23 protein-coding genes and 3 tRNA genes are annotated in these 22,932 nt (G+C 70.7%); 13 read left to right on the forward strand and 13 right to left on the reverse strand.

Features of this window, described 5'->3' with window-relative positions; all coding sequences use genetic code 11:
- Positions 1–281: 281 nt before the first annotated feature.
- The gene (bldC, locus tag M5362_RS29195; protein ID WP_003949541.1) at positions 282–488 is read right to left on the reverse strand and encodes a developmental transcriptional regulator BldC; all 207 of its coding nucleotides are present in this window, start codon (positions 486–488) and stop codon (positions 282–284) included.
- Positions 489–1,022: 534 nt separating this feature from the next.
- Complete coding sequence (locus M5362_RS29200; protein WP_260230814.1) at positions 1,023–1,895, reverse strand: hypothetical protein; 873 nt, start codon at positions 1,893–1,895, stop codon at positions 1,023–1,025.
- A 158-nt stretch (positions 1,896–2,053) separates the two neighbouring features.
- On the opposite strand from M5362_RS29200, the gene M5362_RS29205 reads away from it, so the two are divergent.
- Together M5362_RS29205 and M5362_RS29210 are read left to right on the forward strand one after the other, a co-directional pair.
- On the forward strand, positions 2,054–3,148 hold the full coding sequence (locus M5362_RS29205; protein WP_260230815.1) for a Glu/Leu/Phe/Val dehydrogenase dimerization domain-containing protein: 1,095 nt from the start codon (positions 2,054–2,056) through the stop codon (positions 3,146–3,148).
- Between the two features lie 324 nt (positions 3,149–3,472).
- Complete coding sequence (locus M5362_RS29210) at positions 3,473–3,730, forward strand: DUF3073 domain-containing protein (protein ID WP_260230816.1); 258 nt, start codon at positions 3,473–3,475, stop codon at positions 3,728–3,730.
- A 147-nt stretch (positions 3,731–3,877) separates the two neighbouring features.
- Here the strand turns inward: M5362_RS29210 and purM are convergent, their stop codons facing one another.
- Both purM and purF read right to left on the reverse strand, forming a co-directional pair.
- Positions 3,878–4,945, reverse strand: a complete 1,068-nt coding sequence (purM, locus tag M5362_RS29215) for a phosphoribosylformylglycinamidine cyclo-ligase (protein WP_260230817.1) — start codon at positions 4,943–4,945, stop codon at positions 3,878–3,880.
- 43 nt (positions 4,946–4,988) lie between these two features.
- A complete protein-coding gene (purF, locus tag M5362_RS29220) occupies positions 4,989–6,515 on the reverse strand; it encodes an amidophosphoribosyltransferase (RefSeq protein WP_260230818.1) in 1,527 nt (508 codons plus the stop codon).
- A 306-nt stretch (positions 6,516–6,821) separates the two neighbouring features.
- Here purF and M5362_RS33360 point away from each other — a divergent pair, with 306 nt between their 5' ends.
- Together M5362_RS33360 and M5362_RS29225 are read left to right on the forward strand one after the other, a co-directional pair.
- The gene (locus M5362_RS33360) at positions 6,822–6,914 is read left to right on the forward strand and encodes a putative leader peptide (RefSeq protein WP_374214546.1); all 93 of its coding nucleotides are present in this window, start codon (positions 6,822–6,824) and stop codon (positions 6,912–6,914) included.
- A 173-nt stretch (positions 6,915–7,087) separates the two neighbouring features.
- The gene (locus M5362_RS29225; protein ID WP_260230819.1) at positions 7,088–8,500 is read left to right on the forward strand and encodes a sulfatase; all 1,413 of its coding nucleotides are present in this window, start codon (positions 7,088–7,090) and stop codon (positions 8,498–8,500) included.
- Between the two features lie 24 nt (positions 8,501–8,524).
- Here M5362_RS29225 and M5362_RS29230 read toward each other — a convergent pair whose 3' ends face one another.
- Entirely contained in the window at positions 8,525–9,367 is an 843-nt protein-coding gene (locus M5362_RS29230; RefSeq protein ID WP_260230820.1) for an META domain-containing protein, read from the reverse strand.
- A gap of 58 nt (positions 9,368–9,425) precedes the next feature.
- Positions 9,426–10,214, reverse strand: coding sequence for a maleylpyruvate isomerase family mycothiol-dependent enzyme (locus tag M5362_RS29235; protein ID WP_260230821.1), 789 nt, complete (start codon positions 10,212–10,214; stop codon positions 9,426–9,428).
- A gap of 77 nt (positions 10,215–10,291) precedes the next feature.
- Between M5362_RS29235 and M5362_RS29240 the strand changes: the two genes are divergently transcribed.
- Positions 10,292–10,696 carry a nuclear transport factor 2 family protein gene (locus M5362_RS29240; RefSeq protein WP_260230822.1) on the forward strand — a complete coding sequence of 135 codons (405 nt, stop codon included), beginning with the start codon at positions 10,292–10,294 and terminating at the stop codon, positions 10,694–10,696.
- Here the strand turns inward: M5362_RS29240 and M5362_RS29245 are convergent.
- From M5362_RS29245 to purS, 5 genes are all read right to left on the reverse strand, one after another.
- Positions 10,684–11,517 (reverse strand): M23 family metallopeptidase, encoded by an 834-nt coding sequence (locus tag M5362_RS29245; protein WP_260230824.1) that lies wholly within the window; start codon positions 11,515–11,517, stop codon positions 10,684–10,686. The two genes, M5362_RS29240 and M5362_RS29245, sit on opposite strands and share 13 nt — an antisense overlap.
- A gap of 51 nt (positions 11,518–11,568) precedes the next feature.
- Entirely contained in the window at positions 11,569–12,075 is a 507-nt protein-coding gene (locus tag M5362_RS29250; protein ID WP_260230825.1) for a helix-turn-helix transcriptional regulator, read from the reverse strand.
- Positions 12,076–12,175: 100 nt separating this feature from the next.
- A complete protein-coding gene (gene purL / locus M5362_RS29255) occupies positions 12,176–14,425 on the reverse strand; it encodes a phosphoribosylformylglycinamidine synthase subunit PurL (protein WP_260230826.1) in 2,250 nt (749 codons plus the stop codon).
- Positions 14,425–15,105 carry a phosphoribosylformylglycinamidine synthase subunit PurQ gene (purQ, locus tag M5362_RS29260; protein WP_260230828.1) on the reverse strand — a complete coding sequence of 227 codons (681 nt, stop codon included), beginning with the start codon at positions 15,103–15,105 and terminating at the stop codon, positions 14,425–14,427. The genes purL and purQ overlap by 1 nt, the downstream gene beginning before the upstream one ends.
- A complete protein-coding gene (gene purS / locus M5362_RS29265) occupies positions 15,102–15,371 on the reverse strand; it encodes a phosphoribosylformylglycinamidine synthase subunit PurS (RefSeq protein WP_260230829.1) in 270 nt (89 codons plus the stop codon). Before purS ends, purQ begins: the two co-directional genes overlap by 4 nt.
- 322 nt (positions 15,372–15,693) lie before the next feature.
- Between purS and M5362_RS29270 the strand changes: the two genes are divergently transcribed.
- The 8 genes from M5362_RS29270 to M5362_RS29305 all read left to right on the forward strand — a co-directional run bounded on the left by M5362_RS29270 (position 15,694) and on the right by M5362_RS29305 (position 20,231).
- Positions 15,694–16,047: an Lsr2 family protein gene (locus M5362_RS29270; protein ID WP_260230830.1), complete on the forward strand. Its 354-nt coding sequence runs from the start codon at positions 15,694–15,696 to the stop codon at positions 16,045–16,047.
- 112 nt (positions 16,048–16,159) lie between these two features.
- Positions 16,160–16,231, forward strand: a tRNA-Gly gene (locus tag M5362_RS29275).
- 79 nt (positions 16,232–16,310) lie between these two features.
- A tRNA-Gly gene (locus M5362_RS29280) sits at positions 16,311–16,383 on the forward strand.
- Positions 16,384–16,549: 166 nt separating this feature from the next.
- A complete protein-coding gene (locus M5362_RS29285; protein ID WP_260230831.1) occupies positions 16,550–17,467 on the forward strand; it encodes an ABC transporter ATP-binding protein in 918 nt (305 codons plus the stop codon).
- A complete protein-coding gene (locus M5362_RS29290; RefSeq protein ID WP_260230832.1) occupies positions 17,464–18,228 on the forward strand; it encodes an ABC transporter permease in 765 nt (254 codons plus the stop codon). Before M5362_RS29285 ends, M5362_RS29290 begins: the two co-directional genes overlap by 4 nt.
- Before the next feature lie 25 nt (positions 18,229–18,253).
- Entirely contained in the window at positions 18,254–19,480 is a 1,227-nt protein-coding gene (locus M5362_RS29295) for a sensor histidine kinase (protein WP_260230833.1), read from the forward strand.
- On the forward strand, positions 19,477–20,133 hold the full coding sequence (locus tag M5362_RS29300) for a response regulator transcription factor (RefSeq protein WP_260230834.1): 657 nt from the start codon (positions 19,477–19,479) through the stop codon (positions 20,131–20,133). Before M5362_RS29295 ends, M5362_RS29300 begins: the two co-directional genes overlap by 4 nt.
- A 22-nt stretch (positions 20,134–20,155) precedes the next feature.
- Positions 20,156–20,231 (forward strand) — tRNA-Gly (locus M5362_RS29305).
- A gap of 51 nt (positions 20,232–20,282) precedes the next feature.
- On the opposite strand, the gene M5362_RS29310 is transcribed toward M5362_RS29305, so the two are convergent.
- Together M5362_RS29310 and M5362_RS29315 are read right to left on the reverse strand one after the other, a co-directional pair.
- Positions 20,283–21,200 carry a phosphoribosylaminoimidazolesuccinocarboxamide synthase gene (locus M5362_RS29310; RefSeq protein WP_260230835.1) on the reverse strand — a complete coding sequence of 306 codons (918 nt, stop codon included), beginning with the start codon at positions 21,198–21,200 and terminating at the stop codon, positions 20,283–20,285.
- A 136-nt stretch (positions 21,201–21,336) separates the two neighbouring features.
- Positions 21,337–22,797 carry a N,N-dimethylformamidase beta subunit family domain-containing protein gene (locus M5362_RS29315; protein ID WP_260230836.1) on the reverse strand — a complete coding sequence of 487 codons (1,461 nt, stop codon included), beginning with the start codon at positions 22,795–22,797 and terminating at the stop codon, positions 21,337–21,339.
- Positions 22,798–22,932: the final 135 nt, after the last annotated feature.

A 22,932-nucleotide genomic window follows, 5' to 3' on the forward strand; every position in this document is an offset into this window, starting at 1 on the left:
TCTTTGGCAAGCCTTCGCCAGTGTGACGGGAGTCACCGAATGAGTTTCAGAAGTGGGCTCTCTTACACCTTCCCTACACCGGCCCCATTTAATATGTGCAATTGCACCACCGGTCGAGGTGGTTGAGCGGGCACAAAAAAGATCGCACCGGACCCGGCGGAGTCCAGTGCGATCGATGACGAAGAGCCTGTTGGGGCAGGCGCCCGTCGGCAGAGCTTGGGGTGGGCGATCCAGGTTGGGGGACCCGGAGATGCCCGGTGTTACTGGGTGTTGCGCGTACCTCAGGCCTCGCTGCGCTGCTGCGGAATGCCCGCGAGCAGGGCGCGGACCTCAGCCTCGCGGTAGCGACGGTGTCCACCCAGCGTGCGGATGGACGTGAGCTTGCCTGCCTTCGCCCAACGGGTCACCGTCTTCGGGTCCACGCGGAACATCGTGGCAACCTCGGCGGGGGTCAGCAGCGGCTCGGCATCAGGGGTGCGAGCGGTCATGAGCGGCCTCCTCGGGAGAACCGAACCTTCTCGGTTCTTTCCTCTAAATTCTGCACCTTGACCCGCGTTGCCCGAAATGGCAGAAGCGGGCCGAGTCGGTTATAGGACGAACGGCTTGTCCTCGGCACTACAACTACACCATCCGTCCAGCCACGTCGGCCAAACCGATGGAATTGCCCTCGCAGGTGTTCATCAGCGGCGGAAGTCGATGGACCATGCCATAACGGACAGTCACGCCACTGTGACGATCAGTCACAGAGCGATCAGGAGTCGTCAGACCCCCCATAGAGTGCAATGCTGAGCGTTCCGCCCATACTTGGACGGAAGGAACCCTCCCCGGACTCCTTGTCCTATTTTGGCACGAGGGTGGGCGATGGGCGCAAGGGCGCGGTAAGTGCGATCCGTCACGCTTGAGCCAAAGGCCCGGATCGGGACCTACGTCCCACGGCGCACCCGCCGACATCCTCGCGACGGCACACCGAACTCCCGACGCTCAATGATCATTTACATCAGCCGGGCCCGTCCTGTCGATGATCAATTGGCGAACTGGAGGTTGCGGACGCTCCGCCACCGCTCCGCGAGCCGGCCGTACGCCTCGCTCGCCGCCTCCCCGTCGCCGTCCTTCAGCGCCGCGATCCCCTCGGCCACATCGGCCGCCGACCGGTCCGCCGCGAGCAGCTCCGCCGACAGCACGTGCACCAGACCGCCGTAGTCCAGCTCCACCAGCGCCCGCGGATGGAACTCCTCCAGCCACCGGCCGACCTCGACCAGACCCTCCGTCATCGGCCCCTCGTCGATCGACTCCCGCAGCGCCCGCAGCGCCCGCGCCAACCGCCGCCGCGCCTGCACCATCGGGGTCCGGTACCGGAACACCGGCGCGGCGCCCCGCTCCGGGTCCCCGGGCACGTACTCCCGCTCCTCGTCCGAGAAGAGCGTGAACCAGCGCACCGGGACCTGCCAGACCGCCGTACGGATCCACGGGCGGGCGTCCGGGTTCCGCTCCCGCCAGCGCTCGTGGTCCGCCGCCGCCTGGGCGCGCACGACCGGCGGCAGCATCGCGTCGAGCACCGGACCCGGCAGCGAACGCCCCGGCTCGGCCTCCCCGGCCCGCCCCAGCTCGTCCAGGGCCAGCCACGCCCGCATCCTGGTCCGCCATGGGCAGACCACCACCACCCCGTCGACGTACGCGACGAAGGCGTCCCCGCTCTCCTGGACCGGCACCGGGACCGGCGGGGTCGGCAGCAGGTCCGCCAGCGACCGCCGCAGTTCGTCCTGCGCGGTCGGTGTCTCCGCCCGGCGCGCGTACTGCGCCCAGTGCCCCCGCTCCGGCTCCGGAAAGGCCCCCAGCGGTTCGTAGACCCGCAGATAGGAGGCGTACGGGACGAGGACCGAGGAGGCGACCGACATGTCGCGATCCTTCCACGGCAGTACTCCAGGAGGGGGTGATCCTGAGCACTGCGGCTGATCTACGCACGCGTAGGACTTACTCTCTTGCCGAACCGGTCCCACCACCACCCACAGGAGGGGCCGGCCAACCCGCCGCTTCGTACTTGGGAGTCACCACCGTGACCGATGTGACCGGCGTTCCTGCTGCTGACGTACTGCACACCCTGTTCCACTCGGAGCAGGGTGGCCACGAGCAAGTCGTGCTCTGCCAGGACCGCGCCTCCGGCCTCAAGGCCGTCATCGCCCTCCACTCCACCGCCCTGGGCCCCGCCCTCGGCGGCACCCGGTTCTACCCGTACGCCTCCGAGGCCGAGGCAGTCGCCGACGCGCTGAACCTCTCCCGGGGCATGTCGTACAAGAACGCCATGGCCGGCCTCGACCACGGCGGCGGCAAGGCCGTGATCATCGGCGACCCCGACAGGATCAAGACGGAAGAGCTGCTGCTCGCCTACGGGCGCATGGTCGCCTCCCTCGGCGGCCGCTACGTGACGGCCTGCGACGTCGGCACCTACGTCGCCGACATGGACGTCGTGGCCCGCACCAACCAGTGGACCACCGGCCGCTCCCCCGAGAACGGCGGCGCCGGCGACTCCTCGGTCCTCACCGCCTTCGGTGTCTTCCAGGGCATGCGCGCCTCCGCCCAGACCCTCTGGGGCGACCCCACGCTGCGCGACCGCAAGGTCGGCGTCGCGGGCGTCGGCAAGGTCGGCCACTACCTCGTCGAGCACCTCCTGAAGGACGGCGCCGAGGTGTACATCACCGATGTGCGCGAGGAGTCGGTGCGCCGGATCACGGACAGGTTCCCGCAGGTCCAGGTCGTCGCGGACACCGACGCCCTGATCCGGGTGGAGGGCCTGGACGTGTACGCCCCGTGCGCCCTCGGCGGCGCCCTGAACGACGAGACCGTCCCGGTCCTCACCGCGAAGATCGTCTGCGGCGCGGCCAACAACCAGCTCGCGCACCCCGGCGTCGAGAAGGACCTCGCGGACCGCGGGATCCTCTACGCGCCCGACTACGTGGTCAACGCCGGTGGCGTGATCCAGGTCGCCGACGAGCTGCACGGCTTCGACTTCGACCGCTGCAAGGCGAAGGCCACGAGGATCTTCGACACCACCCTCGAAATCTTCGCGCGTGCGAAGGCGGACGGCATTCCGCCGGCCGCCGCCGCCGACCGGATCGCCGAGCAGCGGATGGCGGACGCCCGCCGCGGCTGAGCCGCGGGGCGATTCCTGGCAGGGCCGGCCCGCGGGGCGCTCCCCGGAGTGAACTTTGTAGGTTCACCCCAATCGAGAGATGACTCACCCCGGTCGGCGGGTCGGCCCTCAAGAAGAGGTTAAAATCGCGATTGACCAGCGAGGACAGGGCACCTCGATGGTTCTGTACCGGGTCATGTGATGCGTGCGGCGTACCGTATGGCCACGGAAGCAGGTACCGTTGAAGCCCTACGGACCGGTCTCTCCATCGAGAGCCCGTTCCGAATCATGAACGCGTGTCAAGACTCTGGGGCCGCCGAGCCCCGTCACCGAGGGGGTCGAGCCATGGGGCGCGGCCGGGCAAAGGCCAAGCAGACCAAGGTCGCCCGCCAGCTGAAGTACAGCAGCGGCGGGACTGACCTGTCGCGTCTGGCCAACGAGCTGGGCGCTTCGACTTCGAGCCAGCCGCCGAATGGCGAGCCGTTCGAGGACGACGACGAGGAAGACGACCCGTACGCGCAGTACGCGGATCTCTACAACACGGACGACGAGGACGAGGACGACGAGTCCGGTCCCGACGCGTCGTCCCGGCGTCGCGCTTGACCTCTTAACAAGAGCGCTGCTCAACACCGAACCCGGTCCGGATACCCGGACCGGGTTTCTGTGCGTCCGCAGGAGGTCACGGAGAGCGGTGGGACGGTGGCCGGCGGTGGAGAGGGCCGAGGCCCGCCCACCGCCGGAGAGCGGCCGTCAGACCGCGTAGTCGCCGACCAGCTCCGCGCCGGTCGTGTGCTCGCCGCGCTCGGTGATCTCGCCCGCGACCCAGGCCTCGACGCCACGGTCCGCCAGGGTGGCCAGGGCCACCTCCACGGACTCGGCCGGGACGACGGCCATCATGCCGACGCCCATGTTCAGGGTCTTCTCCAGCTCCAGGCGCTCGACCTTCCCGGCCTTGCCGACCAAGTCGAAGACCGCGCCCGGGGTCCAGGTCGAACGGTCGACCGTGGCGTGCAGCCCGTCCGGGATCACCCGCGCCAGGTTGGCGGCCAGGCCACCACCCGTGATGTGGCTGAAGGCGTGCACCTCGGCGGTCCGGGTGAGCGCCAGGCAGTCCAGCGAGTAGATCTTCGTGGGCTCCAGGAGCTCCTCGCCCAGGGTCCGGCCGAGCTCCTCGACGTGCTGGTCGAGGCTCATGCCGGCGCGGTCGAAGACCACGTGCCGGACGAGCGAGTACCCGTTGGAGTGAAGGCCGGAGGACTCCATCGCGATGACGGCGTCACCCGTACGGATGCGATCGGGGCCGAGCAGTCGGTCCGCCTCCACCACGCCCGTACCGGCGCCGGCGACGTCGAAGTCGTCCGGGCCGAGGAGGCCGGGGTGCTCGGCGGTCTCGCCGCCGACCAGGGCGGTGCCGGCCAGGACACAGCCCTCGGCGATGCCCTTGACGATCGCGGCGACCCGCTCGGGGTGGACCTTGCCGACGCAGATGTAGTCGGTCATGAAGAGCGGCTCGGCGCCGCAGACGACGATGTCGTCCATGACCATCGCGACCAGGTCGTGGCCGATCGTGTCGTAGACGCCCATCTGCCGGGCGATGTCGACCTTCGTGCCGACACCGTCGGTGGCGGAGGCGAGCAGCGGACGCTCGTAGCGCTTGAGGGCGGAGGCGTCGAAGAGGCCGGCGAAGCCGCCGAGGCCGCCGAGGACCTCGGGGCGCTGCGTCTTCTTCACCCACTCCTTCATGAGCTCGACGGCGCGGTCGCCCGCTTCGATGTCGACGCCCGCGGACGCGTAGCTGGCACCGGTGGTCTGAGACATGGGTTCAGAGCTTTCGTGTCGTACTGCGGGGTGCAGCGGGGTCTTACGGACGGCGCAGCGCGTCGGCGGCCGCGGTGGCGGCGGGGCCGGCGGCCAGTTCCGTCTCGAGCAGCTGCTTGCCGAGCAGCTCGGGGTCCGGAAGCTCCATCGGGTACTCGCCGTCGAAGCAGGCGCGGCACAGGTTCGGCTTGTCGATGGTGGTCGCCTCGATCATCCCGTCGATGGAGATGTACGAGAGCGAGTCCGCGCCGAGCGACTTGCCGATCTCCTCGATCGACATGCCGTTGGCGATCAGCTCCGCGCGGGTGGCGAAGTCGATGCCGAAGAAGCAGGGCCACTTCACCGGCGGGGAGGAGATCCGGATGTGGATCTCGGCCGCGCCGGCCTCACGGAGCATCTTGACCAGGGCTCGCTGGGTGTTGCCGCGGACGATCGAGTCGTCGACGACCACCAGGCGCTTGCCCTTGATGACGTCCTTGAGGGGGTTCAGCTTGAGCCGGATGCCCAGCTGGCGGATGGTCTGGGAGGGCTGGATGAAGGTGCGGCCCACGTAGGCGTTCTTCACCAGACCCGCGCCGAAGGGGATGCCGCTGGCCTCGGCGTAGCCGATGGCGGCGGGGGTGCCGGATTCCGGCGTCGCTATGACCAGATCCGCCTCGACCGGGGCCTCCTTGGCGAGGCGACGGCCCATCTCCACACGGGAGAGGTAGACGTTCCGGCCGGCGATGTCCGTGTCCGGGCGGGCCAGGTACACGTACTCGAAGACGCAGCCCTTGGGCTTCGCTTCCGCGAATCGCGAGGTGCGGATGCCGTTCTCGTCGATCGCGATCAGCTCGCCCGGCTCGACCTCGCGGACGTAGCTGGCGCCGCAGATGTCGAGGGCGGCGGACTCCGAGGCGACGACCCAGCCGCGCTCCAGACGGCCGAGGACCAGCGGGCGGATGCCCTGCGGGTCGCGGGCCGCGTAGAGCGTGTGCTCGTCCATGAAGACCAGGGAGAAGGCGCCCCGGACATCGGGAAGGACCTTGGCGGCGCCTTCCTCGATGGTGAGCGGCTTGCCGTTCTCGTCGGTCTGGGCGGCGAGGAGCGCCGTGAGCAGATCGGTGTCGTTGGTCGCCGCCACACGCGTGGTGCGGCCTTCCTGCTTCGGAAGGTCGGCGACCATCTCGGCGAGCTGCGCCGTGTTCACCAGGTTGCCGTTGTGGCCGAGCGCGATGGAGCCGTGGGCGGTTGCCCGGAACGTCGGCTGCGCGTTCTCCCACACGGAGGCACCGGTGGTCGAGTAGCGGGCGTGACCGACCGCGATATGACCCTGGAGGGAACCGAGAGAGGTCTCGTCGAAGACCTGGGACACGAGGCCCATGTCCTTGAAGACGAGGATCTGGGAGCCGTTGCTGACCGCGATACCCGCGGATTCCTGGCCCCGATGCTGGAGGGCGTAGAGCCCGAAGTACGTGAGCTTTGCGACCTCTTCACCCGGAGCCCAGACACCGAAGACGCCGCAAGCGTCCTGGGGGCCCTTCTCGCCGGGAAGCAGATCGTGATTGAGTCGACCGTCACCACGTGGCACGTCTCCGAGTGTAGGGGAGGTCGACCACTGGTCCGAATTGGGGAAATCCAGGACCCCTCCGAGTGGTGTGATCCCACAAAGTGATCCATTGACGTGCGTAGACACCCTCCCGCCTAGGCGGGAGCGGGCTGGCGCACGGCCGGGAGCGCGCAAGCGGACGCTCGTACGGTGCCCGGAGCAGGCCTGGAGTGTGACGGGAGTCGCACCGGCGGACCCGTTCCTGCGGGCGGGGTGCCCGGGAGAGCGCGTTCCGGGGAGTGGGACGGTCGTTGACAGGGGCACGCGCTCTGGGCCAGGCTCCCCGCCATGCAGCCTGTGCGTGACCGTGCGGTCACCCTCGTCGCGCGCCGACACGTGGACCTCGTCCGTGTCGCCAGCGCGATCTGTCGCTGCGTCTGATCACCCCCACGCGCCCTTGACCGCGGGAGTACCCGCGTACCCCCGTGGCCCCCGCCTGCCCGGCGTCCGGGGCGCCCTTTCCTGAGCCACGGCCCGTGTCCGGGCCGCAGTGCGACGCGCCGTCCCGCGCCCGCCCGGACCTTCCCGCACCCCGCACCTTCCAAGGAGTCCCCATGCCCACGCCCGAGATCCCCCTGTCCCGACGCGCCTTCGGCGGGGCGGCCGTCGGTGCCGCCGCCGTCGGCGCGCTGGGTGCCGGCACCGCGCAGGCCGCCGTCGGCACCGCGCAGGCCGGGGAGCGGCCGTTCCGTGCCGCTCGCGGCCGGCACTCCCGGCGGCCGAACATCCTGTTCATCCTCGGCGACGACCTCGGCTGGGCCGACCTGTCCTCCTACGGGTCCCCGCACATCCGGACCCCGCACCTGGACCGCCTCGCCCGCCAGGGCGTCCGGTTCACGAACGCCTACTCCGGCTCCGCGACCTGCTCCCCGACCCGCTTCAGCCTCTACACGGGCCGCTTCCCCGGCCGTACCAAGGGCGGGCTCGCCGAGCCGATCGCCGACAGGTCCGTCGGTCTGGAGCCGACCCACCCCACGCTCGCCTCCCGGCTGCGCGAGGCCGGGTACGCCACCGCCCTCATCGGCAAGTGGCACTGCGGCTACCTCCCCGACTACTCCCCCACGCGCTCGGGCTGGGACGAGTTCTTCGGCAACTTCGGCGGCGCCCTGGAGTACTACTCCAAGCTGGGCCTCGGCGGCGAGTACGACCTCTACGAGGGAGACGCCGAGTACAAGGACCTGCGCTACTACACCCGGATCCTGACCGAGCGGGCGAGCGAGTACGTGGCCCGGGACCACGAGCAGCCCTGGCTGCTCAACCTCAACTTCACCACCCCCCACTGGCCGTGGATCGCCGACGGCGACGAGGAGGCGAGCGCCGAGATCGTCCGGCGGATCAAGGCGGGCGACCGCTCCGCCCTCTGGCACCAGGACGGCGGCTCGATCGAGAAGTACACGGAGATGGTCGAGGACCTCGACCGGTCGGTGGGCGAGGTCCTGCGGGCGCTGAGGCGCTCGGGCCAGGAGGAGGACACGCTCGTCTTCTTCGCCAGCGACAACGGCGGCGAGCGGTTCTCGTACAACTGGCCGCTCGCCGGGAACAAGGGCTCGCTCCAGGAAGGCGGCATCCGCGTGCCGTCCGTCCTTCGCTGGCCCGCCCGGATCGACGGCGGACAGGTCAGCGACCTGCCGGTGTACACCCCCGACTGGACGGCGACCCTGCTCGAACTGGGCGGCGCCCGCCCCCACCCCGCCTTCCCGCTCGACGGCACCAGCCTCGCCGGCCACCTGCTGCGCGGCGAGCGGGTCGCCGAGCGCGACCTGTTCTGGCGGGTGCGCGGCGAGCGGGCGCTGCGCCGCGGCGACTGGAAGTACTACCGGGGCAGGAGCGGGCGCGACCAGCTCTTCGACCTGACCGAGGACGCCCGCGAACAGGCGGACCGCGCCCCGTTCGAGCCGGAGCGGCTCGCCGCACTGCGGGCGGCGTGGGAACGGACGGACGCCGGTCTGCTGCCGTACGCGTCCTGAGGTTCCCCGGGGCCCCGGCCTTCCCTACGGTGTCGCGCTCGCGGCGGGCTTCGCCGTCGCGGCGAAGCCCTGGCCGTCGGCGCCGGTGAGGGTCAGGGTGCGGTGGCGCAGCTCGTACGAGAGGGGTCCGTCGAGGAGCTCGTACAGCTTGGTCTCCAGCTCCATCTGCGGGCCCGAGCAGATCATGCGCGTGGTCGCGACCGGCCCCGTGACGGTGAGGGTCTCGGCGGTGACCTTCGCCGTGGCCGTGAACCGGTTGCAGCCCAGGTTGCCGCGGACCCGGCCCTCCTTGTCGATGACGAACGTGGCCTTGCCCTCGCTGCCCTGGGGCAGCGAGGCGGCCGTGCCGTCGGAGACCAGGGAGTCGACGGTCCAGGTGGTGCCGTTGAGCGGGGCGGCCGGTTCGGAGGTCAGGGCGAGGACGTTCTTGCCGTCGGGCGAGGTGAGGGTGAGCCGGTCGCCGTCGACCCGCGCCTTCAGCGCGCCGGTGAGGGCCTTCTGCAGGACCGCCTCGAAGGCTCCCCGCTCACCGGGACACGCCATCTCGGTGCCCTGGCCCTGCTTCACGGTGACCGTGTCCCCCCGCACCGACACCTCGGCGCCGAAGCCGTTGCAGCCGCTGTTCCCGGACGCCTTGCCGTCCGCGGCGATCGCGATGTGGGCGCCGTCGGGCGCCCGGGTCTCCTTGCCCGCCACCGTCACCGTGTCGAAGGCCCAGTGGGCTCCGGCGACGGGCACGTCAGGTGCGACGGAGCCGGCCCCCGGCTCGGAGCCGGGGTCGGAGCCGGACTTCTGGGTGCCGCACGCCGAGAGCACGACGAGCGAGGCCAGAACGGCGGTGGCTGCGGTGGTGCGTGTCTTCAGCATGGGGATGGGACGGGCGAACGGTACGGACGGTTCCGCCCGCCTTCTCCCACGGAGCCGCTCAGCCCATCAGAGGCAGCAGGGCGGCGAGGTCCGCCCGCTCCCCGCTCGCGCCGACCCGCGCCGCGTCCAGCTCCTGCGCCCACCGCGCCCGGCCGGTCGCCAGTCGGATCCAGGTGAGCGGATCGGTCTCGACGACGTTGGGCGGCGTGCCGCGGGTGTGGCGCGGCCCCTCCACGCACTGCACGACCGCGAAGGGCGGGACCCGCACCTCGACCGCCCCGCCCGGGGCCTTCACCGCGAGCGCGTCGGCGAGCAGCCGGGTGCAGGCGGCCAGGGCCTGACGGTCGTACGGGATGTCCAGGCCGGTCGCCGCGTTGAGGTCGTCGGTGTGGACGACGAGCTCGACGGTACGGGTCACCAGGAAGTCCGCGAGCCGCATGGCACCGAACCGCATCAGGACGAGCCGCTCGTCGGGGACCCCGGCGATCCGCTCCTCGTACAGCGCGGCCGTCCGCGCGAACAGACCGGGCAGGTCGTCCGTGTCGATCGCCCGGGTGTCCTCGTCGATCCGCGCGGCGGCGGTCGCCGTCGCCGCGGGCCAGTCCAGCAGGGCGAGTTCACGCTCGGCCGGCTCGGGCTCGCCGAGCGCGCGGGCGACGGAGCCGACCGCCGTCGTCAGGTGCGCGGCCAGCTCCCGTACCGTCCACCGCCCCAGCCGGGTCGGGCCGTCGAGCTGCTTCTCCGTGAGCCCGTCCACGGCCGTGCGTACGTTCTCGAACTGGGCGAGCACGGCGGCCCGGGTCTTCGCGGAGTCGTAGCTGCGGATGCGCTTCTTGGCCGGTGGCATGGGGGCGAGGGTAGTCGGAGACTGGAAGGGGAGGGTTCCGGCACCGCACCTATTCGCCTGAGAGGGGTCGATCAGCCATGGCTGAGCACCCTGACACCGCCCTGGTCCGCCGGGGCTACGAAGCGTTCTCCCAGGGAGACATGGACACCCTCCGGTCGCTGATGACCTCGGACTGCACCCACCATTCGCCGGGTGACAACCGGATAGCCGGGCATCACAAGGGCCTGGACAACTGCGTCGCCTACTACGGGCAGCTCGGCGAGCTCACCCACGGCACCATGCGTGTCGACCTCAAGAGCATCACCGTCGACGGCCGCGGGCACGCCATAGCGGCCCACAGGTTCCACGCCGACCGCGGCGACCGCGGGATCGAGATGGACGGCGCGCTCTTCTTCACCATCGTCGGCGGCAAGATCACTGACATCGACGAGTGTGTCGAGGACATGGACGAGAACGACGCGTTCTGGGGTCAGGCCGAGTAGGCGGAAGGTTCCGGCGCCACGAACGTCTCGCGGTTCTTCGGCACGCCGACCCCGCGCCAGGTGAACGGCACGCCCCGCGCCGTGTCCAGGTCCGGGCCGTCCATCAGCTGGAAGTGCACGTGCGGCTCGGTGGAGTTGCCGGAGTTGCCGCACCGGGCGAGTTCCTGCCCGGCCACCACCCGGTCGCCCGGCCGCACGGTGAGCGAGCCGCGCTTGAGATGCGCGTACATCGCGTACGTACCGTCGCCGAGTTCGAGGATCACGTGGTTCCCGGTGACGCGGCGCGCCCCGGACAGAGCACGGACGGTGGCCTCGATCAGCATCAGATAGACCAGGGCGGGCAGCGAGTTGCGGCTGAGGTGGTCGCGCTGTCCGTCCTCGGCGTGCACGACGGTCGCGTCGGCCACCGCGAGCAGCGGGGCGCCGAAGGCGGGGAAGTCCCGGCTCCGGCGGGCCACCGGCCACAGCAGGGCGAAGGCGGGGCGGGGCCGTGCCTCGTCCTCCTCGACGATGTCGATGGCGTACGTCTGACCGAACTGGTGGGTGCCGTGGCTGGGCGTGCGGTCCGCCGGGCTGTTCAGCGCCGACCATCGGCCGCTCACGGGCGGGTCCACCTCCACCGCGGCCCTGGCCGGCGCCAGGGCGGCCTGCCTGCGGGCGGTCACGGAGAGCGTGATCCCGAGCGCGGCCGCGGCGATCGCCGGCAGCCAGCCCGCCCAGTACGGATACGGCAGGTCGACGAAGGGCGAGGCGACCGCCTGCGCGACGAAGACCAGCCAGAGGAGGCGGTGGAGGACCACCGCGAACTTGCGTGCGGACATGATCGTTCCCCCTGAACGATTGAACGACTGCGGTTACGGACGGGCCTGCGGTTACGGACGGGCCGCGGTGAGGACCACCAGGAGCGGGACGACCCGGGCTCCCGGAACCTCGTAGCGGCCCCGTCCCGTGGTGTGGAGCCAGCCGGCGCCGGTCAGTTGACGCAGGTGGTGGTAGATCTGGCCGGTCGTGCCCGTCTCCTCCAGCTCCGCCAGTTCGGCGGCCGTGCGCCGGCCGCCGACGATCTCCCGCAGCAGCCGGAGCCGTACGGGATGACCGAGCGCGGCGAACGACTCGGCCGTCTCGGCCCAGTCCCCGTCGAGCAGCCGCTCGGTGAACGCGCCGAACTGCCACTCGTACCGCTCCTCGGTCGGCAGTCGGACCGACCCCGTGAACAGCACCGCGCCGTCCTCGCCCGGCGCGCCCGCCTCGGCGATCTGCGCCTTGAGCCCCTCCAGGGCCCAGAACGTGGCGTCGACGACCTCGGGCGCGGGGCGCTCAGCGCCTTCCAGGGCCGCCATCCGCCGTTCCAGCGCGGCGACCCGCTCTTCCAGCTCCATACGTCGAGATTACGTAATTACGTAATCTCGCGCAAGCAGGGAACGAGAAAGCCCCCGCCCGGACCCGAAGGTCCGGACAGGGGCTCCCGCGATGCTCGTATCAGGCCAGCAGAGCCGGGATCGTCGCCTCGTGCGCCGCGCGCAGCTCGCTCAGCGCGATGCTGAACTCGCCCTGCACGTCGATCTCCTCGCCGTCCACGACACCGATCCGCGCCGCCGGGAGACCCCGCGCGCCGCACATGTCGGTGAAGCGGAGCTCCTCGCTGCGCGGGACGGACACGACCGCACGGCCGGCCGACTCGCTGAAGAGGAACGTGAAGGCGTCCAGGCCGTCCGGGACGACCAGGCGCGCGCCCGTGCCGCCCCGCAGGCAGGACTCGACGACCGCCTGGACCAGACCGCCGTCCGACAGGTCGTGCGCCGCGTCGATCATGCCGTCGCGGGAGGCCGAGATCAGGATCTCGCCGAGCAGCTTCTCCCGGTCGAGGTCCACGGCCGGCGGCAGACCGCCGAGGTGCTGGTGGATCACCTCGGACCAGGCAGAGCCGCCGAACTCCTCACGCGTGTCGCCGAGCAGGTAGAGGAGCTGGCCCTCTTCCGCGAAGGCGATCGGCGTACGGCGGTTGACGTCGTCGATCACACCGAGCACGGCCACGACCGGCGTCGGGTGGATGGCGACCTCGCCCGTCTGGTTGTACAGCGAGACGTTGCCGCCGGTCACCGGGGTGCCGAGCTGGAGGCAGCCGTCGGCGAGACCACGGGTGGCCTCGGCGAACTGCCACATCACGGCCGGGTCCTCGGGCGAACCGAAGTTCAGGCAGTCCGAGATCGCCAGCGGCTTGGCGCCGGAGGCGGCGACGTTGCGGTACGCCTCCGCCAGCGCGAGCTGCGCACCGGTGTACGGGTCGAGCTTCGCGTACCGGCCGTTGCCGTCGGTGGCCATGGCCACGCCGAGGTTGGTCTCCTCGTCGATGCGGACCATGCCCGCGTCCTCGGGCTGCGCGAGGACGGTGTTGCCCTGCACGAACCGGTCGTACTGGTCCGTGATCCAGGACTTCGACGCCTGGTTCGGGGAGGAGACCAGCTTCAGGACCTGGTCCTTCAGCTCCTCGCCGCTCTGCGGCCGGGGCAGCTTGTTCGCGTCGTCGGCCTGGAGCGCGTCCTGCCACTCCGGGCGGGCGTACGGCCGGTGGTAGACCGGGCCCTCGTGCGCGACCGTGCGCGGCGGCACGTCGACGATCTGCTCGCCGTGCCAGAAGATCTCAAGGCGTGAGCCCTCGGTCACCTCACCGATGACGACCGCGATGACATCCCACTTCTCGCAGATCTCCAGGAAGCGGTCGACGTGCTGGGGCTCGACGATCGCGCACATGCGCTCCTGCGACTCGCTCATGAGGATCTCCTCCGGCGAGAGCGTGGCGTCGCGCAGGTGGACCCGGTCGAGCTCGACCCGCATGCCGCCGGAGCCGGCGGAGGCCAGCTCGGAGGTCGCGCAGGAGAGTCCGGCGCCACCCAGGTCCTGGATGCCCGCGACCAGCTTCTCCTGGAAGATCTCCAGGGTGCACTCGATGAGGAGCTTCTCCTGGAACGGGTCGCCGACCTGGACCGCGGGGCGCTTCGTCGGCTTCGTGTCGTCGAAGGTCTCGGACGCGAGGACCGAGACGCCGCCGATGCCGTCGCCGCCGGTACGGGCGCCGTAGAGGATCACCTTGTTGCCGGGGCCGGAGGCCTTGGCGAGGTGGATGTCCTCGTGCTTCATGACACCGATGCAGCCGGCGTTGACCAGCGGGTTGCCCTGGTAGCACTCGTCGAAGACGACCTCGCCGCCGATGTTCGGCAGGCCCAGGCAGTTGCCGTAGCCGCCGATGCCCGCGACGACCCCGGGGAGCACGCGCTTGGTGTCGGGGTGGTCGGCCGCGCCGAAGCGCAGCGGGTCGACCACCGCGACGGGACGGGCCCCCATGGCGAGGATGTCGCGGACGATGCCGCCGACGCCGGTGGCCGCGCCCTGGTAGGGCTCGATGTACGAGGGGTGGTTGTGCGACTCGACCTTGAAGGTGACCGCGTAGCCCTGGCCGACGTCGACGACGCCCGCGTTCTCGCCGATGCCGACGAGCATGGCGTCGTTCTCCGGGACCTTCTCGCCGAACTGCTTCAGGTGGACCTTGCTGCTCTTGTACGAGCAGTGCTCGGACCACATGACGGAGTACATGGCGAGCTCGGCACCGGTGGGACGGCGGCCGAGGATCTCGCGGATGCGCGCGTACTCGTCCTCCTTGAGGCCGAGCTCCTTCCAGGGCTGCTCGCTGTCCGGGGTCTCGGTGGCGTGCTTGACGGTGTCGAGGCTCATCAGGCGTTGACCAGCTTCTTGAGGATCGAGGTGAAGAAACCGAGGCCGTCGGTACGGCCCGTACCGATCAGCGGCTCGACGGCGTGCTCGGGGTGCGGCATGAGCCCGACGACGTTCCCGGCGGCGTTGGTGATGCCGGCGATGTCACGGAGCGAGCCGTTGGGGTTCATGTCCAGGTAGCGGAAGGCCACCCGCCCCTCGGCCTCCAGCTCGTCGAGCACCCGCTCGTCGGCGACGTACCGGCCGTCCATGTTCTTGAGCGGGACCTGGATCTCCTGGCCCTGCTCGTAGTCGGCGGTCCACGCGGTGTCCGCGTTCTCCACCCGCAGCTTCTGGTCGCGGCAGATGAAGTGCAGGTGGTTGTTGCGCAGCATCGCGCCCGGCAGCAGATGGGCCTCGGTGAGGATCTGGAAGCCGTTGCAGATGCCGAGGACGGGCATGCCCGCCTTCGCCTGCTCGATGAGCGGCTCCATCACCGGCGAGAAGCGGGAGATGGCGCCGGCCCGCAGGTAGTCGCCGTAGGAGAAGCCACCGGCCAGGACCACGGCGTCGACCTGCTTGAGGTCCTTGTCGCGGTGCCAGAGCGAGACGGGCTCGGCGCCCGCCAGGCGGACGGCCCGGAGCGCGTCCTGGTCGTCGAGCGTTCCGGGGAACGTGACGACGCCGATGCGTGCGGTCACGAGGAAGCCCCGGCGGTCTCCGTGGACTCGACCTTCACGGTGAAGTCCTCGATCACGGTGTTGGCGAGAAAGGTTTCGGCCATCTCATGGATGCGGGCGAGGGCGGCCTCGTCGACCGGTCCCTCCACCTCCAGCTCGAAGCGCTTTCCCTGGCGGACGTCGGCGATTCCCTCGAATCCGAGGCGGGGCAGTGCACGCTGCACGGCCTGGCCCTGGGGGTCGAGGATCTCCGGCTTGAGCATGACGTCGACTACGACGCGTGCCACTGGCACTCCCGGTGGTGTGTTGCGTGGGCGGTTCCCTCAGCGTACCTGTCTCCAAATTCTACGCGAGTAGACGACTGGAGGACCCTACAAAGGCACCCGAAGATCCCCACGGAAAATTCAAGTGAAATATTGCGCGGCCCATTGCGGGAGACACGCTGATGTAATTGGCTGGGCTTCACAATGCGAGGCCTTCCGCTGTACAAAGGAATACAGAGGAAAGCAGCATTGCCCCGGGGTAGCCGCAAAGCCGGTGTCGCCGCACGTCAGAAGCGCTTCGCGCGCCGAGACGATCATGGCACACCGCAGGAAAGGACCGATATCCGTGGCTCAGCGAGTAGTGGTCACTCTCTCCGATGACATCGACGGAGGAGAAGCGGCGGAAACGGTGGCGTTCGGCCTGGACGGGAAGACGTACGAGATCGACCTGAATCCCGCCAATGCAAAGAAACTGCGCAAGGCGCTTGCGCCCTACCTCGCGGCGGGCCGGAAGCTGACGGGCAGGGCCGCCCTCGCCAGGGCCGGCGGCGCGCCCGCTTCCGTGGCTTCGTACAAGCACACCGCCCTGGCCCCCGACCCGGCCGCGGTCCGCGCCTGGGCGCAGTCCAACAAGATGGACGTGCCCGCCCGGGGACGCATCCCGAAGCGGGTCTACGAGGCGTTCCGCGAGGCCAGTTGATCCGGTCCGCCGACCTCCCGTCAGGAACGGAGTTGCACAGCACCCCCGCGCATCGGCTAGAGTCTGGATCACGCCGAGGGGCGAGGCCGCAGGGCCGGACCTCACGCAGCGTGCGGGTGTAGTTCAGTAGTAGAACATCCCCCTTCCAGGGGGAAGGCGCAGTGTGCAATTCCTGTCACCCGCTCTGCATCGCATTACCGGCCACTCTTGTGGATCAGGTACAGTGGTGCTCGCACCGCCCGGTGAAAGCCGGTCGGAGGCATGCGGACGTGGCTCAGTTGGTAGAGCATCACCTTGCCAAGGTGAGGGTCGCGAGTTCGAATCTCGTCGTCCGCTCAGGAAGCAAAGGCCCCGGTTCTCAGGAACCGGGGCCTTTGTCGTATCCCCATGTCCCAGCCCCCTGTCCCGACTGCCCATGTCCCGGGCCCGTACTGACATTTGTCATCTGCGGCGATGACAGCACGCACTGCCGACCGCCCCCGTCCGGCGGAAGGCTGAAGCCATGACCAACGTGATCGAGGCCGACGACCTCCGACGGACCTACTCCGGCGGATTCACCGCCGTCAACGGGATCTCCTTCGCCGTCCCCCGGGGTGAGATCTTCGCCCTTCTCGGGACCAACGGAGCCGGCAAGACCTCCACGGTCGAGCTCCTGGAGGGCCTCGCCGCGCCCAGCGGCGGCACGGTCCACGTCCTCGGCCACGACCCGTACCGCGAACGCGCCGCCGTCCGCCCCCGGATCGGGGTGATGCTCCAGGAGGGCGGCTTCCCCTCCGACCTGACGGTGACCGAGACCGTACGGATGTGGGCCGGCTGCACCAGCGGCGCCCGCCCGCTCCGGGAGGCCCTGGAGATGGTCGGCCTCGCCGCCCGCGGCGACGTACGGATCAAGCAGCTCTCCGGAGGCGAACGGCGACGCCTCGACCTGGCGCTCGCTCTCCTCGGCCGCCCCGAGGTCCTCTTCCTCGACGAGCCGACCACCGGCCTCGACGCCGAGGGCCGCCGCGACACCTGGGAGCTGGTGCGGGCGCTGCGGGACGGAGGCACGACCGTCGTCCTCACCACGCACTACCTGGAAGAGGCCGAATCCCTCGCCGACCGGCTGGCGATCATGCACCAGGGGCGGATCGTGCTCTCCGGCACCCCCGCCGAGGTCACCGCCGCCCGGCCCGCCCGCATCCGCTTCGCCCTCCCCGAAGGCGTCGAGCCCGGCCGGCTCCCGCTCACGCTGAAGGCCGCGGCGGACGGGCGGACCGTCGAGATCCGTACGCACCGGCTGCAGGACGCGCTCGGCGAACTCCTCGACTGGGCCCGCGAGGCCGGCGTACGGCTCGACGGGCTCGACGCCCGCTCGGCCTCCCTCGAAGAGGCGTTCCTGGAGATCGCCTCCCGCACCGACGCCCTGGAGACTGTCCGATGAACGCGACCGCACGCCGGATGACCGCGCTGGGGCGGGCCGAACTGACCCTCCTCGGGCGGAACAAGAACAACCTCTTCATCGCCCTCCTGATGCCGCTGCTGATGATCTTCGTGCTGCGGTCCACGCTGGTGCAGATGGACGACGCCGAACTGCCCCTGGGCATGGCGGGAGCCACCCTCATCGGCGGCACCGGGATGGTCCTCGTGCTCGTCGTCTACATGGGCCTGGTCTCCGCCCTCGTGGCCCGGCGCGAGGAACTGGTCCTCAAGCGGCTGCGCACCGGAGAGGCGACCGACCTGGAGATCCTCGCCGGCGCCGCGCTCCCTTCGACGGCCATCGCGCTCGCCCAGTGCGCCGTACTGGCCGTCGGCGGCGCCCTCGCCCTGGACGTACCCGCGCCGCGCAGGCCGGACCTGCTGGTGCTCGGGCTGCTCGCGGGCATCCTGCTGCTCGCCGGACTGGCCGCCGCGACCACGGCCATCACCCGCAACGTCGAGAGCGCCGGCCTCACCACCCTGCCGTTCTTCCTGGTCTCCGCCATGGGCTCCGGAATCATGGTCCCCCGTGACCTGCTTCCCGACCTCGCCGCCGACCTGTGCCGACTGCTGCCGCTCAGCGGGGTCATGGACCTCATCCGCAGCGGCTGGCTCGGCGCCGGCGACACCGGCGAGCTGCTGACCGCCGTGCTCACCACGCTGGCCTGGGGCGCCGTCACCGTGTTTGCTGTCCGACGGTGGTTCCGCTGGGAACCGCGACGATGACGGTCGGGGAGAGGGGTCCGGACGCGTGTCCAGGCTGACGGGGTGGTGGAGCGGGCGCAGCAGTGCGGCCAAGGTCGAGCTGTACACGCGGTGGAGCTTCCACTTCTTCGCGGTGCTCGAGATCGCCGCCATCGCTCTGGTACCTCTCACGAGCGTCGGCGACAACCCGGTCGACGCCCCCCTCGCCGTCGCGCTCGCGCTGCTGGTCTGCGCGCACGCCGTGCTGAACGGCTTCCTCTTCTCGCAGGCCCTCGACTGGGCCCTCGACCGACGCGAGCGGCCGGTCAGGCTCGCGACCGCGCAGATCGTCCTGACGGCGGCCGGTGCGCTGACCACGCTCGCACTGCGGGCCACGGGGGCGCTCACGGACGCCGCGGACGCCGCCGCCGTCGTCACCGGCATGGTCACCTTCAGCCTCGGCAGCCTCGCGCTCTGCCTGCGCCGCCCCCGCCGGATGCTGTACGCCGTGCTGGCCGCCGCGCTCGCCACCGGCGGCTCCGTCGCGGCGATGGGCATCCACCCGGGCGAGGCCCTCGGCTACGCGATCGGGATCACCCTGAGCGGCGGCGGACTCGTCGCCGCCTGCGCGTTCTCCGGCTGGCTGATGAAGATCGTCTGGGAGCTGGAGCGCTCCCGTGACCTCAAGGCGCGCCTCGCCGTCGCCGAGGAACGGCTCCGCTTCGGCCGCGACCTCCACGACGTCATGGGCCGCAACCTCTCGGTGATCGCGCTCAAGAGCGAGCTCGCCGTGCAGCTCGCCCGGCGCGAGCGTCCCGAGGCGGTGGACCAGATGATCGAGGTGCAGCGGATCGCGCAGGAGTCGCAGCGCGAGGTACGGGACGTGGTGCGCGGCTACCGGGAGGCGGACCTGCGGGTGGAGCTGGAGGGCGCGCGCGGGGTGCTCGGCGCCGCCGGCATCGACTGCGCGATCGACCCGGTCACCGTCGACCTGCCCGCGAGCGTCCAGTCGGTCCTCGGCTGGGTGGTGCGGGAGACGACGACCAACGTGCTGCGGCACGGGGACGCGCGGCGGTGCGGCATCTCGCTGCGGGAGAAGGACGGTTCGGTGGTGCTGTCGGTACGGAACGACGGTGTACGGGAAGGGGCGCCGATGGGCCGCGGCTCGGGCCTCGCGGGGCTGCGGGAACGGCTCGCCGCGGTGGACGGGACCCTGGAGGCGGGTCCGGACGACGACGGCGGGTTCCAGGTGACGGCGCTGGTACCCGTACCGGGCTGGAGGGCGGCGGCGTGACTGGATCTGTACCGGCGCACGTGGCCGCGTCCACACCCGCACCCGTACCCGTACGCGTGCTGCTCGCCGACGACGAGCATCTGATCCGGGGCGCGCTCGCCGCGCTGCTCGGCCTTGAGGACGATCTCGTGGTCGTCGCCGAGGCCGCCACCGGACCCGAGGCGCTCGCCATGGCCCGCGCCCACCGGCCCGACGTCGCCGTCCTCGATCTGCAGATGCCGGGCCTCGACGGTGTGAGGGTCGCCACATCGCTGCGGGACGAACTCCCCGGCTGCCGCACCATGATCGTGACCAGTCACGGCCGCCCCGGACACCTCAAGCGGGCCCTGGCGGCAGGCGTGCGCGGCTTCGTCCCGAAGACCGTCAGCGCCCAGCGATTGGCCGAACTCATCCGTTCCGTACACGCCGGGAACCGTTACGTGGACCCGGAGTTGGCGGCCGACGCGATCGCCGCCGGGGACTCCCCGCTGACCGTGCGCGAGGCCGAGGTGCTCGAACTCGCGGCCGACGGCGCCCCGGTCGCGGAGATCGCCGAGCGCGCCTCGCTCTCGCAGGGAACGGTCCGGAACTACCTCTCCTCGGCCGCCGCGAAGCTCGGTGCCGAGAACCGTCACACGGCGGTGCGTCTCGCACGGGAGAAAGGTTGGGTATAGTTGGCTCCGCGCTACGGCGCATGCGGACGTGGCTCAGTTGGTAGAGCATCACCTTGCCAAGGTGAGGGTCGCGAGTTCGAATCTCGTCGTCCGCTCCATGAAAGAAGCCCCCGGTCCTCTCGGACCGGGGGCTTCTTCGTGTTCCGGGGCTACGACCAGCGGGTGCCGGTCAGCAGCTCGTACGCCTCGATGTACTTGGCGCGCGTCGCGTCCACGATCTCCTGCGGCAGCGCGGGCGGCGGCTGCTCGCTCCTACGGTCCCAGCCGGAGGTCGGGGAGGTCAGCCAGTTGCGGACGAACTGCTTGTCGTACGAGGGCTGGGCGCGGCCCGGCTCCCACTGGTCGGCCGGCCAGAAGCGGGACGAGTCCGGGGTGAGGACCTCGTCGGCGAGGACCAGGGCCGGGGTCGCGCCGTCTTCGCCGGACTCGAAGCCGAACTCGAACTTGGTGTCGGCGAGGATGATGCCCCGCTCGCGGGCGATGTCCCGGGCCCGGCCGTAGACGGCGAGGGTCGTCTGGCGCAGCAGGGCGGCGGTCTCCGCGCCGACCTGGCGGGCCACCTCTTCGTACGGCACGTTCTCGTCGTGGTCGCCGACGGCGGCCTTGGTGGCCGGGGTGAAGATCGGCGCGGGCAGCTCGGAGCCGTCGCTGAGGCCCTCGGGGAGCCCGAGACCGCAGACCGTACGGGACTCGTTGTACTCGACGAGGCCGGAGCCCGTCAGATAGCCGCGGGCCACGCACTCCACCGGCACCATGTTCAGCGACTTGCAGACGAGGGTGCGGCCCTCCCAGTCGGCGGGGGCGCCGGCCGGAACGTCGGTGGACAGGACGTGGTGGGGGACGAGGTCGGTGAGCCGGTCGAACCACCACAGCGAGAGCTTGGTGAGCACCCGCCCCTTGTCGGGGATCTCGGTCGGCAGGACCCAGTCGTACGCGGACATGCGGTCGCTGGCCACCATCACGAGGTCGCCCGCCTCGTTCCGGTAGAGGTCACGCACCTTGCCCGTGTGGAGGTGGGTCAGGCCCGGGACCTGAACAGGCTCGGGCTTTTCTACGAATCCGGACACGGTTCCTCCGCGTAGGTTGATCCAGGAGCGGTTCGATTCTCTCGCACTCCGCGGACCGCCGACCCATCGGCCCCTCGCGGGCCTGGTCGGACCTGTGGGTCAGCCCTGTGGCCAGGCTCTTGGCTCCGTCCTGTGCTCAGTCCCTTTTGCAGATCCGGTCGAGGAGGTTCGCGGTGGCGCGCTGGATCCGCTCGTCGACATGGCCCGGCCGGTCCAGGGCGGGCGACCAGGCGAAGGTGCCCGACGCGAAGACCCAGGCTCCGGAGGGGGCCCTGTAGAGCGAGGTCTCCTGGTGGCGCAGGGCGCCGTCCCCGTCCCGGTAGGGCGAGTGGGCGAGCAGGATGCGGCCCTCGTGCTCGGGGAGCGCGGTGCGCGGGAAGTAGCGGTCGGCCTCGCCCGCGACCAGGCCGGGGATCTCGTCCCCGTCCCCGGCGCCTGTGGCCTCCCAGAGCCAGTGGTCCGTGTTCCGTACGACCAAGGGGTGCGGCTCCGGCACCCTGCCCGCGTACTGGATGCCGAGCAGCTGCTGCTCCGGGCGGTCGATCTCGCGCCAGAGCGCGGAGCGGCCGGGGCCACGGCGCTTGCGGCAGGTGAGCAGCCGGTCGGGGACGCCGGACGGGGAGGGGCCCAGCTCCACCTGCCAGTACATGGTGTTGGCGGAGAGGAAGACGAGCGAGGTGCCCTGCTCGCGGGCGAGTTCGACGGTCCGGCGCATGGGGACGGACCAGTACTCGTCATGGCCGGGGAAGACCAGGCCGCGGTAGCGGGTGGGGTCGACGCGGCCGGCGTGCAGATCGCGGGTCTCGGCGTAGGCGAGGTCGTAGCCGTACCGCTCGGCCCAGCGGATGAAGTCGTAGGCATGACCGACGTGGAGGGGCAGGCCGGCGCCCGCGTAGGGGCGGTCGAAGGAGACGGTGATCGCCGCGTCCTCCTCGCCGAGGAGCCGACCCTGCTCGTCCCACGCGTGGTAGAGGCTCGCGCCCGTCCGGCCGTCCTCGGGATAGAGGTTGTACGCCTGCCAGGTGATGTCCGGGAGGACGAGGAGGAGGTCGGCGGGGTGGTTGTCGCGGACGGTGAAGGGGATGTGGGAGCGGTAGCCGCCGACGGTGGTGAGCACGGCGACGTACGCGCCGATCGACCAGTGGGAGGGGATCTGCAGACGCCAGGACTGCCACCAGTGGTGGCAGGAGACGGTGCGGTCGGCGGCGAGCGGGGCGGGCTGGACGATGCCGGAGAGCCGGGGGCTCGTGGTGATCTTGGTGGCGCCCTCGCCCGCGTAGTGACCGATCCGGTAGATGTCGACCGAGAACTGCTGCGGCGGGTCCACCGTGATGTGGAAATCGATCGCCTCACCGGGGGCGACGGCCCCGTTGGACACGAACCCCTTGACCTGGCTCCGTACGTCGTCGGCGGTGCGCGGGCCGCCGCTGCCGCCCCGGGCCAGCGTCTCGTCGGCGTACCAGGGGACGACCTGGCCCGTGTCGTCGAAGTAGTTCTCCGAACCGCGCAGCCAGGGCAGGGGGCCCTGACCGAAGGGGTCCGTGACGGCGTGGGCGAGCGCGCCCGACTCCCACCGCCTGATCTGGTCCGCCCCCATACCGCGCCCCTCCCTCGACTCCCCCGCGTGCCGTCTGCCGTCGTTACGCACATCGCCTGTCATGGGCTGTCATGTGCTGCTGTCAGTGCCGGTCTCCAGCACATCACATAACGCACGCACTCCGTCACCGTTCGT

Source organism: Streptomyces sp. Je 1-79, from assembly GCF_025195125.1.
Classification (GTDB): domain Bacteria; phylum Actinomycetota; class Actinomycetes; order Streptomycetales; family Streptomycetaceae; genus Streptomyces.